12 protein-coding genes are annotated in these 14,526 nt (G+C 31.0%); 5 read left to right on the top strand and 7 right to left on the bottom strand.

The features are described from left to right. Nucleotides 1-6: 6 nt before the first annotated feature. Complete coding sequence (locus B4E59_RS00380) at nucleotides 7-702, top strand: hypothetical protein (protein WP_219034502.1); 696 nt, start codon at nucleotides 7-9, stop codon at nucleotides 700-702. 52 nt (nucleotides 703-754) lie between these two features. Here B4E59_RS00380 and B4E59_RS00385 read toward each other — a convergent pair whose 3' ends face one another. From B4E59_RS00385 to B4E59_RS00400, 4 genes are all read right to left on the bottom strand, one after another. Then, on the bottom strand, nucleotides 755-3,142 hold the full coding sequence (locus B4E59_RS00385) for a GumC family protein (RefSeq protein ID WP_291050595.1): 2,388 nt from the start codon (nucleotides 3,140-3,142) through the stop codon (nucleotides 755-757). A gap of 2 nt (nucleotides 3,143-3,144) precedes the next feature. Continuing rightward, entirely contained in the window at nucleotides 3,145-3,906 is a 762-nt protein-coding gene (locus B4E59_RS00390; protein ID WP_125348880.1) for a polysaccharide biosynthesis/export family protein, read from the bottom strand. After that, complete coding sequence (locus B4E59_RS00395; RefSeq protein WP_286494991.1) at nucleotides 3,896-5,836, bottom strand: polysaccharide biosynthesis protein; 1,941 nt, start codon at nucleotides 5,834-5,836, stop codon at nucleotides 3,896-3,898. The genes B4E59_RS00390 and B4E59_RS00395 overlap by 11 nt, the downstream gene beginning before the upstream one ends. 106 nt (nucleotides 5,837-5,942) lie before the next feature. After that, on the bottom strand, nucleotides 5,943-7,205 hold the full coding sequence (locus B4E59_RS00400) for an OmpA family protein (protein WP_286494989.1): 1,263 nt from the start codon (nucleotides 7,203-7,205) through the stop codon (nucleotides 5,943-5,945). 222 nt (nucleotides 7,206-7,427) lie between these two features. Here B4E59_RS00400 and B4E59_RS00405 point away from each other — a divergent pair, with 222 nt between their 5' ends. From B4E59_RS00405 to B4E59_RS00420, 4 genes are all read left to right on the top strand, one after another. After that, on the top strand, nucleotides 7,428-8,363 hold the full coding sequence (locus B4E59_RS00405; protein WP_038336277.1) for a ribose-phosphate pyrophosphokinase: 936 nt from the start codon (nucleotides 7,428-7,430) through the stop codon (nucleotides 8,361-8,363). A gap of 45 nt (nucleotides 8,364-8,408) precedes the next feature. Then, the gene (locus tag B4E59_RS00410) at nucleotides 8,409-8,993 is read left to right on the top strand and encodes a 50S ribosomal protein L25/general stress protein Ctc (protein WP_038336278.1); all 585 of its coding nucleotides are present in this window, start codon (nucleotides 8,409-8,411) and stop codon (nucleotides 8,991-8,993) included. 139 nt (nucleotides 8,994-9,132) lie between these two features. Next, nucleotides 9,133-9,567: an RrF2 family transcriptional regulator gene (locus B4E59_RS00415; RefSeq protein ID WP_286494986.1), complete on the top strand. Its 435-nt coding sequence runs from the start codon at nucleotides 9,133-9,135 to the stop codon at nucleotides 9,565-9,567. Nucleotides 9,568-9,627: 60 nt separating this feature from the next. After that, nucleotides 9,628-10,125, top strand: coding sequence for a hemerythrin domain-containing protein (locus B4E59_RS00420; RefSeq protein ID WP_221854727.1), 498 nt, complete (start codon nucleotides 9,628-9,630; stop codon nucleotides 10,123-10,125). 108 nt (nucleotides 10,126-10,233) lie between these two features. Here the strand turns inward: B4E59_RS00420 and B4E59_RS00425 are convergent, their stop codons facing one another. From B4E59_RS00425 to B4E59_RS00435, 3 genes are read right to left on the bottom strand one after another with little or no spacing between them, the layout of a single operon-like run. Further along, on the bottom strand, nucleotides 10,234-11,292 hold the full coding sequence (locus B4E59_RS00425) for a glutaminyl-peptide cyclotransferase (protein ID WP_286494984.1): 1,059 nt from the start codon (nucleotides 11,290-11,292) through the stop codon (nucleotides 10,234-10,236). A gap of 54 nt (nucleotides 11,293-11,346) precedes the next feature. Beyond that, on the bottom strand, nucleotides 11,347-11,895 hold the full coding sequence (gene ruvC / locus B4E59_RS00430; protein WP_291050598.1) for a crossover junction endodeoxyribonuclease RuvC: 549 nt from the start codon (nucleotides 11,893-11,895) through the stop codon (nucleotides 11,347-11,349). A 30-nt stretch (nucleotides 11,896-11,925) separates the two neighbouring features. Then, the gene (locus tag B4E59_RS00435) at nucleotides 11,926-14,397 is read right to left on the bottom strand and encodes a phosphoenolpyruvate carboxylase (RefSeq protein WP_291050601.1); all 2,472 of its coding nucleotides are present in this window, start codon (nucleotides 14,395-14,397) and stop codon (nucleotides 11,926-11,928) included. Nucleotides 14,398-14,526 lie beyond the last annotated feature (129 nt).

The following is a 14,526-nucleotide window of genomic DNA, read 5'->3' on the forward strand; positions in this document are numbered from 1 at the left end:
ACAATTATGAGTTCCTACGAATATTATAACTTTCCGATACAGTTGATAAACGGTTTTTTAGATGATTCTAAAAAAGTTTTGATTGATATTTCACATTATTGTATTTATAGAGTTTTTATAGATAATTTCGAGAAATATTCGGGTTCTTTTACAGGTTATCAGAAGGCTTGTGATGATTTTGGAATCGAATTTAAAAATGTTGCAGCAGCTTATCAAAATGGTAAAGATTTGTATGAAGCAACAATAGATAAAAGTCCGATGGTTGGAATGACTTCTGAAATGTATTGGGATTATATGACCAATGAAAAATCTGAATTTGAAAAGGTTTTACTGCTTGGGGATCTTGCTTTTAAAAGCATTTTAGGTGCAAAATCATATATAAAATTGGATAATAAATATTGGTTTAGCCGAATGAATGGTTCTGTAAAATCAATTGCGAAAGAAGAAATTTCTCCAAAACTTCAACGTTATTTGAACGAATATCAAACCAAAAAGATTAAGAATCAATTAATTGCTGGTTGGGGATTAGCTTCATATTCAAGATATAATCGCGGATTTTATGTGAGTTATAAAATGACATTAGATGATTTGGCTTATCATGCAGAAAAGATTAGAAAATCTACACAAGATAAAAAGATCAAAAATGATGTAAAATCAGCTCACGAAAAAGCATTAGAGAGATTGGAGAAGGAAGGTCAATAGTGTATATATTTTATAGAACAAAAAACCTGAAGATTAACTTCAGGTTTTTATTTTATTTACGTTTAAAAAGGTTTTTAAAAAATCCACCTTTATTATGGTTTTCTCCATAACCATAACCATAGCCATAACCATAGCCATAACCTTTTGTAAAGTCAACATCATTAATAACCATAGCCATATTCTTAAGTCTATTTTCTCTATATAAATCTCTTGGAATTGCTAGCATACGTTTATCTAAGTAGTTGGCACGAACTACGTACATTGTAATATCTGCATCGTCTGAAATTAATAGTGTATCAGTTACTAAACTTACAGGAGCTGTATCAACTATTACATAATCATAATGTTCCTTTCCATATTTAATAATATCATCAAATCGTCCATTCATTAATAATTCGGATGGATTAGGTGCTATTTGACCTGAATAAATAACATCGAATTTATAATGTGCAGGTTTTTTTATGATAATATCATCAATATTAACATCATTAGAAATTAAATATTCAGTTACACCATATTTATGTATATATTGATCAGAAATACCTAAATAATCTAATACTTTTGGACTTCGAATATCAGCTCCGATTAACAATACTGATTTTCCAGACATTGTTAAAATCTGAGTTAAGTTAGTTGATATAAATGATTTTCCTTCTCCACTAGTTGTAGATGTAATATAAATACATTGAGGATCTGTTGAGTTCTTTAATAAGAAATTTACATTTGTTCTTAAGATTCGGAAAGCTTCAGCAGCACTTGAGTTATCATTATTTTCTAATATAGAAATATTACTTTTCGGTACTTGTCCTGCGATAGGTGCTCCTACGGCATTTTCTACATCTTCTTTTGAATTAACTGTATTATTTAATAATTTGTATATATAAATTATTATAAAAGGTATTATAAGACCTACAATAAGCGCTCCTAAAAATATAATACTTTTTTTAGGGGAAACAGGTTCTTTTATACCATAAGCATAATCAATTACTTTAATATTTTCTGGTGTTGCAGCAGCTTTTATTTCATTTTCTTCTCTTTTCTGAAGTAAGAATAAATATAAAGCCTCTACAATTTGTTGTTGGCGAGATATATCTCTAAAACCACGCTCTTGACTAGGTACTTTTTTAATTTTTCCAGCAATTTGATTTTGCTTTCCTTGTATTGTATTTAAAATAGTTTGTGTGTTATTTCTATATAATTTTAAACTATTCTTCAGGTTTCTTTTTACATCATTTATTTGCTCTTGTAATTTAATAACATTTGGATGTTCATTTGTTACAGATTTTAACATATCTTCTTTAGCTAGGACTAGTTCGTTGTATGAAGATATTTCTGATGAAATAGATTTATCTTCTAAACCAATATTTGAAGGAAGTAAATCTGTACGAGACGTATTAAGAGCTCCATTCATATATTCAACTAATTGTAGTTGTGTAGAAGCATCTAATAATTTCTTTTCATTATCAGCAGCACTCTCTAAAAAAATATTTGCTTCAGAGGTAACATCTGTAATATTATTACTTTGTTTATATTGTTCTAATTGTTTGTCAACACCATCTAAATCGCCACTAACAATAGCTAACCTTGAATCAATAAACTTAGATGTAGCTTCAGTTAATTTATGGTTATCGCCTACAATATCTTTGTTGTAATTAATAATTAAATCATTAATTACTTTTTTAGAAATCTCAGGAACAGGACCTACTAATGAGAAGTTAATAATTTTAGAACTTTTTTCACTGTTAGGATCTATAGCAAGTTTCTTTTGGTAATTATCTACAGTCTTATCAATAGAATTTAAAACAATCAGATATTCATTATCAATTGATTTAGCTAAGTTTTTATTAGGACTGATAACAAAACTTCCAATCTTATCATTTATTTTTTGTCCAAAAGAATATTCCTTTTCTGTAGAAGTTGTTTTGTTTGTTAAAATAAATTTTGTTGTAGATTTTATTTGAACAATAAATTTAGCTTCTAAATCTTCATTGGTTTTATCAGCTTCGTTTAGAAAAATAATTTTAATAGGAGATTTCTCTTGAGTTAATTCAACTTCAGCTACACGACCTTTACTAAAATATTGAATATTTAAATTATTTTCTTCTACAACCTTAGTAATTAGTCGTTTTGATTTTAAAACATCAATTTGATCACCAACTTCAGCATTTGTTGAAGATCCCCCTCCAAGCATAGCTTGATCCATTAAACCAGCTAATTCACCTGTTGCAGATTCTTTCTCATTTAATAATATTTTAGCTGAAACTTGATATTGTTTCTGAGTATATTTAACATATAAAAAGGCTAAGGTTAAAGAAATAATAACTCCAAATACAAACCATTTCCAGTAATAAAGATATTGTTCTAAAATTTGTCTGATATTAATCGTTTCTTCAGACTCATCGAAGTATTGGTCTTCTAGGTTATTTTTATTTGTACTCATTTTTATTTAGAAATAACAGCAATTACAGATATTATAACACCAGCAACAGATATCCATAATGAATAGTTTGGTGTAAATTTAGATGATGAAATTTTAGCATTATTTGGTTCTACATAAATAACATCATTTTGGGCTAAATAATAAACAGGAGAGTTTAGTATTTCTTTGGATGTTAAATCGACGTTATATGTTTGTTTTTGTCCATTTTGTTCACGAATAACCATAATATTATTTCTAACACCATTAATAGTTAAATCACCAGCCATACCTAAAGCATCAAGTATACTTACTCTTTCGCTTGGAATTGTAAAATTACCAGGTTTAGCAACTTCTCCTAAAACGCTAATTCTAAAATTTGTAAAATTAATATTTACCCCAGGATTAACGATATATTTTGAGATTTTTGCTTTTAATTCATTTTCAGCTTCTGTTCTAGTTAATCCACCTACTTTCACATTACCAATTAACGGATAGTTGATATAACCATTTTCATCAACAGTATAAACCTTCGCATAAGGATTATTTTGCACCCCAGAATTTACTTGATAAACACTTTGTTGATTAAAAGGTTCTGTAGCTTTTATATCAGCAGCACTTACACTGATTGCTAGCATATCAGAAGATTGAATTTTAGGAATATATTCTTCGTATTTCGTAGTAGATTGTTGATCTCCTTGAAAGTAGACTAATTCTTTTTTTGATGCACAAGAAGAAATAGTGAGTATAACTATTACAATTAAAAGATTAAAAATTTTATTTTTCATAAATTAAGTTATCAAGTTTTTCAAATTCTGAGTTTTGAGATTTAAATTCTGGTACAATCTCTTTTATTTTAGCCACTAAATGCATGACTTGCTCATGTTTTTCTATGGTTGAAGACATTAAGCATAGTTCTTCAATTAGTTTTTTATTGTCTTGACATTTGTTTGTATTAACTTTTGCTATCATTATTTTTTCATGATGGGTCTTTACTGTATTTTCATCATTAGCCAATAACTCTTCATAGATTTTTTCACCTGGACGCAAACCTACAATTTTTATATCAATTTCTTCAGGATATTTAAAGCCACTTAATCTAATCATCCTTTTAGCAAGATCAATAATTTTCATTGATTCGCCCATGTCGAATACAAAAATCTCACCACCTTTTCCCATAATAGCCGCTTCTAATACTAATTGGCAGGCCTCTGGAATAGTCATGAAAAAACGTGTAATATCGGGATGTGTTACTGTCAAAGGACCTCCGTTTTCTAATTGACGTTTGAATAAAGGTATTACAGAACCATTAGATCCTAAGACATTGCCAAATCGAGTAACAATATAATTTGTTTTAGATTTTTCATTTGTACAATTTACATAAATTTCTGCCACACGTTTGGTTGCTCCCATCACGTTAGTCGGATTAACCGCTTTATCTGTTGAAACCATAACAAATTTTTCGGCACCAAATTCATTCGCTAAATCAGCAATAATTTTTGTTCCATAAATATTTGTATTAATTGCTTCATATGGAAATCTTTCCATTAAAGGAACATGTTTATATGCAGCTGCATGAAAAATAATTTGCGGATGATATTTATCAAAAAGGCTTAACATTCGTTTTCGATCTCTTACACTCGAAACGATATAATCTATTCTATTTTGTTTTTCTTCAGAAATTTCATTTTTTAAAGACTGTTGAACATCATATAGAGCCGATTCTGCCTGATCAATCAAAATTAGTTGAGCAAAATCCATCATAGCAAGTTGCCTTGAAATTTCACTTCCTATAGAACCTGCAGCACCAGTAACAAGTATTACCTTACCTTGTACATTTTCATTAATAATAGGGTTTTTCAACTTAATTGATTCACGACCTAATAAATCTTCAATTTTTAATTGTTTGATTTGAGCAGGCTTGTATGTACCATCAATCCAATTAGAAATAGGTGGAATTATTTTTATGTTTACATTCAAATCTTCTAATGATTTGGATAGATTTAATAATTGATTCGTTTTAATATTTTGAATAGAAATAATAATTTCTGAAATATCATTTCGTTCAATGAATTTATTATCAATATCATTTATAGAATAAATTTTAACACCATCTATAAATGTTCCAATTTTAGAAGGTTTATCATCAATAAAACCTACAACTTTATAATTAAACTGAGTATCATTTTGTAAAATATCTCGAGTAATTAATCCTGAATCTCCTGCACCGTAAATTAATATTTTTTGTTGTTCCTTATTTTTTGAGAAAAAATAATTATAAATCCATTTATAATATAATCTGGCAATAACCATTATTACTGTTGAAATAAATAAATGGACAAAGATAACAGAGTAAGACATTCTGAAAACATATGAAACAGGAGTGTTCTCCGAAAGATTAGATTCAATGAATTGTCTATAGATAAAAGAGATGAAGAAAAGAATCAGAAAAGCCGTAGTATTAGATACAAATACATTTTCAGCATCTTTTAACCCCGTTTTTTTTACAATTCCCTTATATGTTTTGAAGTATAGGAAACATAGAGTATATGCTGCTACAACAAATGGTAATTTAAATAATAATTTTTCTAAACTAAAAGAATTTAGAAAACTATTAAGTATAAAATTGGTTATTACATAGCTAAAGAAAACAATAAGTATGTCTAGCACTAATACTACCCATCTAGGAGCATTAAAGTGTTGGTTAAAAGGATTCAATATTTTAGTAATTTAAGTGGTGGTAAAGATAATAAAAAAATCAGGAATAGAGACTCCAAAAAATGGAAAAATCTATCCCTGATTAATATCTTAAATTAAGAGAGAATTATTTTACTCTGAAAACAACTCTTCTTGCTAATTGATGAGATGAAACTTGAGAGTTTTTGAACTCTTTATCTTCCCCTTCACCAACAGTAGTTAATTGAGAAGCATTAGCTCCTTGACTAACTAAAATAGCTTTAACATTTTCTGCTCTTCTACGAGATAAGTCTTTATTGAAAGCATCTCCTCCTACTGGATCAGCAAAACCTAAAATGTCAATTTGAGCATTTGGTTTAGCTTTTAAGTACTCAGATACAAATTTGATACCTCCAACAGATTGTTGGTATGGTTTGTCAGAGTTGTAATCGAAGTATACGTTGATAATACCTGAATTAATCATTTGCTCTAAGAAATCAGCATCGTTAATGACAGTTGTGTTTCCTCCTGCATTTTGTTTGATATATTCTTCAATATTATCTGGAATTCCGTTTCCGTTGTGGTCGATAGTAACACCTTTTGTGTCAACTACTGCACCTGGAGCTGAATCTGGTTCTTGATCTAAGTAATCAGCAACACCATCACCATCAGTATCTTTTAACATTTGTTCGATGTTAGAAATACGATCTTCTAAGTCAGAACGAGTTGGTTCGTAAACCCAGTCAGCATGTTTTTCGTTTTTACCTAAGTAAAATGTTAAACCTAAAGTAGCATTCCAAATTTCACCTCCAAATCCTGAACCTGATGTGTTAGCTGTGCCATCAAATGTTACATTTTGACGAATATTTCTTACGTAAGATACATCTCCTGTTAAAACAACACGATCAGTTAATCTTAATTGTGGTGTTAAACCAACCATAACATTTACCATGTTATCATTGTCGTCGAAAACTTTACCATCAGCACCTTTTGTCGCATCATTATTCATCCAAGAGTAACCTGCACCACCATGAGCTAATAATCCAATTCTATTTGTCCATGTTTCAAAATTCATGATTCGTCCTAAGTTCGCAACCCCTTGTAAATCTACACGGTAATAATTAGAACGGAAACGAGCTACATCTTCGCCTTCTTTGATACGATCATATCCACCATCTAATTTTAAACCAAATTTTGGATTGAACATATAACGTACACCAAAATCAGCATGGAAAAAACTTGGTGTTTCTGAATAATAACCTGGAGCGAATGCTTTTCTTGCTTTTACCGCACCTCCATTGGCCTCGATAGACCATTTGTTGTAATCGTTGTTAATTGTTTCAGTAGTTTCTTGCGCGTGAGCAAAAATTCCTAATCCAATTACACTTAATAGGTATGAAATCTTTTTCATGAGGATATATTTAATTGCAAATTTATATAAATACTTAAAAACGAATCAATCAAAAACTGTTAAAAAACACTATAACTAACGAAAGTCATGATTATGTCTTTATGATTATTTTAACTTGTTTAAAAAATATTCAATAATTGTGCCGAAATTAATTTTTGATTTTCTTATATCATTTTTAAATCATTTAAATTATTTTTGCATAAATATTTCCCAAAACAAACAATGGAACAATCAGCATTTCTTTTTTCGACCAGAGGATCATTAGAATTAGCACAAAAAATTGCCGATCAATATGGTCAAGAACTTGGTAAATCTAAAATTGTAGAATTTAGCGACGGAGAATTTGTACCCGCTTTTGAACAGCCAATTCGCGGAGCTCGCGTTTTCTTAATTGGTTCTACAATGCAACCAACAGACAATTTAATGGAATTACTTTTAATGTGTGATGCAGCAAAACGCGCATCTGCTAAAAGTATTACAGTTGTTATTCCTTATTTTGGTTTTGCTCGTCAAGATCGTAAGGATGCTCCACGTGTGCCAATTGGAGCAAAATTAGTTGCAAAAATGTTAATGACAGCTGGAGCAACTCGTGTAATGACTATGGATTTACACGCTGATCAAATTCAAGGATTTTTTGAAGTTCCTGTTGATCATTTATTTGCTTCAACAATTTTTGTTGAATACATTAAAGGTTTAGGCTTAGATAATATTTGTATTGCTTCTCCAGACATGGGAGGTGCTAAACGTGCAAATACATATGCTAAATACCTTAATGCAGATATCGTAATTTGTCACAAAGAACGTAAAGTTGCAAACCAAGTTGATAGCATGATGTTAATCGGTGAGGTTGAAGGTAAAAATGTTATTTTAGTGGATGACATGATTGATACAGCGGGTACACTTGCAAAGGCGGCTGAATTGATTATGGAAAAAGGAGCAAAATCTGTTCGTGCGATTGCAACGCATGGAGTTTTATCTGGACCAGCTTATGAGCGTCTTGATAACTCTCTATTAACGGAAATTGCTATAACTGATAGTATTCCATTAAAAAATACTTCCGTATCTAAAATAAAAGTATTATCTTGCGCTCCGCTTTTTGCTGATGTTATGCATCTAGTACATAGCAACAAATCTATTAGTCAACGTTTTGTTATCTAGTGGTTTAACTAAATATTAAATTATTTTTATTATATACATATTATTATGAAGTCAATTACAATTCAAGGTGTAAAAAGAGAAGACTTAGGTAAAGTGGCTACACGTAACCTACGTAATGCTGAACAAGTACCTTGTGTGGTTTACGGTTCTGGAGAGCCTATCCACTTTTCAGCTGATGAAAAAGCATTCAAATCATTAGTTTACACTCCAGATGCTCATACAGCAACTATCGAGTTAGCTGATGGAGCTAAAATTCAAGCAATTTTACAAGACATCCAATTTCACCCAGTAACGGATAAAATCTTACACGTAGATTTTTACCAATTAAACGAGGACAAACCAGTAACTATGGAAGTTCCAGTTCGTTTAGTAGGACGTGCTCGTGGTTTAGTAGCTGGTGGGGTTTTACGTTTCAATATGCGTAAATTAAAAGTTCGTGCTATTCCAGCAAACTTACCAGACGAAATCGAAATCGATATCACTCCAATGAGAATTGGTCACAAAATGTATGTAGAAACATTGAAAAATGATAACTACACATTCGCTCATCCAGATAACGCAGTAGTAGTAGCTATTCGTACTTCTCGTAACGCAGTTAAGGATGCTGATCAAGACGAAGACGAAGATTAAGAAATTTTCTTTTCAGATAATATTAAACCACTCATTTTTGAGTGGTTTTTTTATTTTTAAAAATTTAATAAGATAAATTTGTCCGATTTAAAATTAGTTGTATATTTGCTTCATAATTTATAATGAATAAAAGAAATTAATGTTTTCTAAAGCGTGCGAATATGGAATTAAGGCTTGTGTGTTTATTGCACAAGAATCTGTAGAAGGAAAGAGAGTCAATTTAAAACAAATTGCAAATTCTATTAATTCTCCAGAAGCTTACACAGCCAAAATTCTTCAACAATTAGTTAAAGCAAATGTGATTTCATCTGTCAAAGGAAAAATGGGAGGTTTCCAAATGGATGCAGCGCATTTAGAAGATATCAAATTAGTGAATATCATCAAAGCGATTGACGGAGATGGTCTTTATCATAGTTGCATTTTAGGTTTAGTAGAATGCGATACTAACAAACCTTGTGCTTTACATAGCCGTGTTTTTGCAATTCGTAATGATTTGCGAGGTATGCTAGAAAAGACATCGATGTTTAATTTGATTGATGATCTAGAGAAAGGAATTGCTTTTCTTAAGCATTAAAAAAATTTGATTAAAAATAAGATAAAAATATCCGATTATCCGAATTGAAAAATTATAACAATGAACCTATTAATAGAACTTCCTCAAACAACTGCTTCTCAGATGAGTTATACTGTAACAGTAAATCTAAATGAAGCGTGCGAAAGGCATCATAAAACATTATTTTTTTGTTGGAATATTCGTGCTGGAATAGATAAAGGAGTCGATATTCAACGAATTGTTGATTATGTAAATTGGTATGGGGAAAAAGTATTATTCAAAAAATTTGAGATAGAAGAAAATTACTTGTTTTCGCTTTTAGATGAAGATCATTACTTGGTAAAAAGAGCATTGAAAGAACATAGACGTTTGAGACGCTTGTTCAAAATAGATGCAAAAAATCCGATGAAAAGTTTGATTTATATCGAAGAAGAATTGGATTTGCACATCAGATTTGAGGAGAAACAAATGTTTCCTGAATTTGAGAAAAATGCAACACAAAAAAAGTTAAAAGTAATTAAAGAACAATTTAATTCACTTTTAACTAACACAGATTGGAAAGATCAATTTTGGTTATAGGATCTTTCATAACCATAAATTTTTACTTATAATTTTTTAGATGATTTTTGAAAAAGAAAAGCTCGATTTTGCAGGTCGAGCTTTTTGCTTTTTTATGTGTTAAGGAAATTATTTCTTAATCTTAATTTCAAATATTTTATCCCAGTTTTTACCTGTTAATAACATATTTCCGTTGTCTTTGAAAGCGATTCCGTTCAATTCTTGTGCTTGCGGATTTCCTTGTTTTCCTTTCAATTCAGCGAAGTTAAACTCTACTTTTACAGCGCCAGTTTGCGGATCAATTACCACAATATTACTGTTATCTGCATGTCCAGATTTTAGGTAAACATTTGCATAAATTAAACCATCGTGGTATTCAATTTCATTCAAATAACTATATGGTTGTTGACTGTCAAAAGCTTGAACAGTTCTTAGATAATTAAAGTTTTCATCAAAGAAATGAATACGTTGAGAACCTTCTGTTATGGCCAATTCTTTTCCAATTGTTGTAATTCCCCAACCTTCGATAATTTGAGCTGGCATATCAAATTTTTCAACTTGATTAAAGTTTAAATCATATTTATAAATCACACGATCTTGCCATGTTAATTGATAAATAAAACCATTCAGTTCTGTAATTCCTTCTCCAAAAACATCGTCTTTGATTTGATATAATTTTGTAGGTTCAGTTGCCCCCAATTTATATTCAATCAAACGTGTTTTTCCTCCGCGAAGTCCAGTTCCTTCGAAAATATTTCCGTTTTTGAAATAAAAACCTTGCGTAAAATAATCTGGATTATGTGGATAAGTTCCTACAATTTCATAATTCCATTGCGCAGCCGGCTCATTTGCATAAACCACAAACGTAAAATCGCGCGAATTTGTTTCTTCTTCTCCTTTGAAGAATTTCAAATTAACCGTATGATTTCCTAATCCAATTGTTTTTCCGTCAATCGTAAAATCAGCAGGAACTTCTTGTCCATCTACCGAAACAATAACTTTCGTAATTCCATCTAAATTAGTTAAAGGAATATCGATTTTGTCGCCAATTTTGTATTTATTTTGTTCAATTTTCGAAACAATTTCAGTGATTGCAGTATTGTTTTTTCCAGTCGAATCTTTACAAGAAAATAACACTGAAGAGAAAACTGTTGCACAAACTGAAGCAGCGATTAAATATTTTTTCATTTGATGTGTTTTATGTTTTACGAATTAGGTTGCTAATTCTACTACAAATATATTTTATTTTGTTCGATTCGGATTATTTTTTACAAAGGCATCCCAACTCGAATATGAATTTGACGTCCCAGTTGTTTTACCCGAATTTAGATAATGACAAACCGCAACGGCAAGACCATCTGTGGCATCCAAACGTTTTGGAATTTCTTTCAATCCAAGTAAATGTTGTAACATGCCCGCAACTTGTTCTTTTGATGCATTTCCGTTTCCGGTAATCGCCATCTTAATTTTTTTTGGCGCATATTCTACCACAGGCATATCACGATGCAAACAAGCGGCTATACAAACACCTTGCGCACGTCCAAGTTTTAACATAGACTGAACATTAACGCCAAAAAACTGCGCTTCAATGGCTAATTCATCAGGATGATATTGATCGATAATGGCTAAAGTTTTTTCGAAAATCTTTTTCAATTTCGTTTGCTGATTCGGAAATTTATGCAACAATAATTCGTCTAAAGTAATCAACTTTATTTTGTTGTTTTTGACTTCAATCAAACCAAAACCCATCACCATTGTTCCAGGATCTATCCCTAAAATAATCTTTTCCATCGTTGCGAAGGTATTAAGATATTCTGAAAATTAAGCCGAATTTCGACTCGCATTAATATTTCCGAATAACGAACGCATTACAATTTGCTCATAGACTGATTTGAACTCACTTTCGTGATGAATTTTGTTCAACGCAAATTGTTGAATCGTTAATAATGGTAACACAATTTTTTCGCGCATTTGTACCGAAGATTTGTTCAATGGTTCGTCTTGCATCAATTCTGTGTAACCTGAAATTTCTAAACATAATGCTTTTGATAATTCAAATTCATCATGCAAAATATTCCAAAATTCACCATATTCAGGATCATCTTTCATATAAGAAGTTAATGGAAAATAAGTTTTTTCCATCGACATCATACTATTCTGAATCAACGTTTTGAAGAAGCTCGAATTTTTGAATAAATCTTTTACATCTTCTAAATGACCTTGTTTTTTCAATTCATTTATAGCCGTTCCAACACCAAAATATCCTGGAACATTTTGTTTTAATTGACTCCAAGAACCCACAAATGGAATAGCACGCAAATCATCGAACTCTAATTTTTTATCACCACCTCGTTTACTCGGACGGCTTCCGATATTCGTTTTCCCATAATAGTTAAGCGTACTCATATTTTCTAAATAAGGTAAAAATGAAGGATGCGCTTTCAAATCTTCGTATTTCTGATAACTAATTGTGGCTAATTTATCAATCAATACACGTTCATCAGGTGAAATCTGACTTGTGCTTGTCGAGAAAACATCCGAAATAATTCCAGCCGTGTACAATTGTTCAAAATTATATTTTGCCTGCGGCATTGTTCCATAATTCGACGTAATTGTTTGCCCTTGAATCGTAATTTGAATTTCGTGATTCGCAATTGTTTTCCCTTGAGAAGCATAAAATTCGTGTGTTTTTCCACCGCCACGTGCAGGAGGTCCACCACGACCATCAAAGAAAATAACTTCGATTTGATTTTTATCCGAAACATTCGAAAGGATTTCTTTGGTACGATAAATTTCCCAATTTGCTTTGATGTAACCACCGTCTTTTGTTCCGTCCGAAAAACCTAACATAATTGATTGACGCTGTTTTCTACGTTCTAAATGTTGTGCATAAATTGGTAGATTATACAATTTATTCATCGTATTCTCAGCACCATCTAAACCTCTAATCGTCTCGAAAAGTGGCATAATATCAAACTTAATTTCGTCATCTTTGTAACCACAAAATTTGAATAAAGCGTAAACATTTAAGACATCGAAAATGGTTTCAGAATTTGAAATAATGTATCGGTTAACACCTAATTCGCCATTTCGTTGCTGAATCGTTTTTAATTGATAAACATTTCTGATTGTATCGACGACAATATCATCTTCAAAATCTTCAGGCTTAGCTGTAAAAGAAGGATTTGTTAACAAGTCGATTTGTTCTGCTTCACTTAAATCTTTCAGATTAATTCCAGTATATTTTTTAACAATTTGGTTAATTACTTTTTGATGAACACGCGAATCTTGACGAATATCCAACGAAGCAAAATGTAACCCGAAAATATCAACACGCGTGATAAAATCGTCCAAAATATCCGAGAAAATTCCGTTGTGTTGTTCAATCAAAATTGTACGAATAGTTTGTAAACGCGTCTTGATTTCATCAATTGTAATTGTTCCATTTTCATTGAACATATTTTCGTAAATCAAATTACTCAACGCTTTCAAAGGTTCTGTAACATGCTTGAATGTTAATCTACGTTGAACAATTTTAAGATGATTGTAATAATTTTTTAAGATACTTGTACGCAATAAACTTGCAACTTTCCATGTAATTTCTGCTGTTACAAACGGATTTCCATCGCGATCGCCTCCAGGCCAAAAACCTAATTGAATAACAGGAGATTTTAGAGGTTCACTTTCTGTAAAAAACAATTGGTTGATTTCGTTGTATAATCGTCCAATTGTCTGATAATATACATTTCTCAAATAATAAATAATAGAAACAGCTTCATCGTAAGGAGTTGGTTTTTCTTCGTTGATAAAAGGTGTTTTTCCTAATTGTTGTAACAATAAATCAATTTTACTTACCGAATCTTGTTGAATTGCGTCGCGTAAATCTTGAATAATTTGTTGAACATTTGTCGGATAAAACTGCGTTGGATGTGCTGTAAAGACAACTCTCGTCACAAAATCTTCGATTCTGGTTTTTACTTGCTCCATTTTACCTTGCGCCTGTGCAATATGGTAAATGCTTTCCAAACTTCCTTTTTCATTTTCGGAATGTAATGACGGAAATGCAGCATCTTCGATACTATCAAACAAAACAACTTGTCGCTCGATGTATTGTATCATTCGAAACATCAAATCGATTTGCTCTTGTTCGGTTTTTAAATCAGTGTATTTCTCAAAAAAATTGTTGATGATTTCATTTGGCGATTTTCCTTCCGGTAAACCTTTTTGACTTTCATTATACAAAAACGGAATCAACGATCCGATGTTTTGCATTTTTTCGTAGGGCAGACTCATAAAGAGGCTGTTGTAAATTTGAAACTTATTTTCCACAATTTGGTGGAATTTAAGTTCAGATAAATTCGTACTTCGCATTAATAGGTATTTTTTCTCTTAATAGTAAATTTACTTGTTTCGAGGTAATTA

It is taken from the genome of Empedobacter sp. UBA2044, assembly GCF_002333005.1.
In the GTDB taxonomy this organism is placed as follows: Bacteria; Bacteroidota; Bacteroidia; order Flavobacteriales; family Weeksellaceae; genus Empedobacter; species Empedobacter falsenii_B.

Excerpts from the sequence above, each read along its gene's own strand:
- B4E59_RS00380 (WP_219034502.1), top strand. The coding sequence starts at position 7 with ATGAGTTCCTACGAATATTATAACTTTCCGATACAGTTGATAAACGGT.
- B4E59_RS00385 (WP_291050595.1), bottom strand. The coding sequence starts at position 3,142 with ATGAGTACAAATAAAAATAACCTAGAAGACCAATACTTCGATGAGTCT.
- B4E59_RS00390 (WP_125348880.1), bottom strand. The coding sequence starts at position 3,906 with ATGAAAAATAAAATTTTTAATCTTTTAATTGTAATAGTTATACTCACT.
- B4E59_RS00400 (WP_286494989.1), bottom strand. The coding sequence starts at position 7,205 with ATGAAAAAGATTTCATACCTATTAAGTGTAATTGGATTAGGAATTTTT.
- B4E59_RS00405 (WP_038336277.1), top strand. The coding sequence starts at position 7,428 with ATGGAACAATCAGCATTTCTTTTTTCGACCAGAGGATCATTAGAATTA.
- B4E59_RS00410 (WP_038336278.1), top strand. The coding sequence starts at position 8,409 with ATGAAGTCAATTACAATTCAAGGTGTAAAAAGAGAAGACTTAGGTAAA.
- B4E59_RS00415 (WP_286494986.1), top strand. The coding sequence starts at position 9,133 with ATGTTTTCTAAAGCGTGCGAATATGGAATTAAGGCTTGTGTGTTTATT.
- B4E59_RS00420 (WP_221854727.1), top strand. The coding sequence starts at position 9,628 with ATGAACCTATTAATAGAACTTCCTCAAACAACTGCTTCTCAGATGAGT.
- B4E59_RS00425 (WP_286494984.1), bottom strand. The coding sequence starts at position 11,292 with ATGAAAAAATATTTAATCGCTGCTTCAGTTTGTGCAACAGTTTTCTCT.
- ruvC (WP_291050598.1), bottom strand. The coding sequence starts at position 11,895 with ATGGAAAAGATTATTTTAGGGATAGATCCTGGAACAATGGTGATGGGT.
- B4E59_RS00435 (WP_291050601.1), bottom strand. The coding sequence starts at position 14,397 with ATGAGTCTGCCCTACGAAAAAATGCAAAACATCGGATCGTTGATTCCG.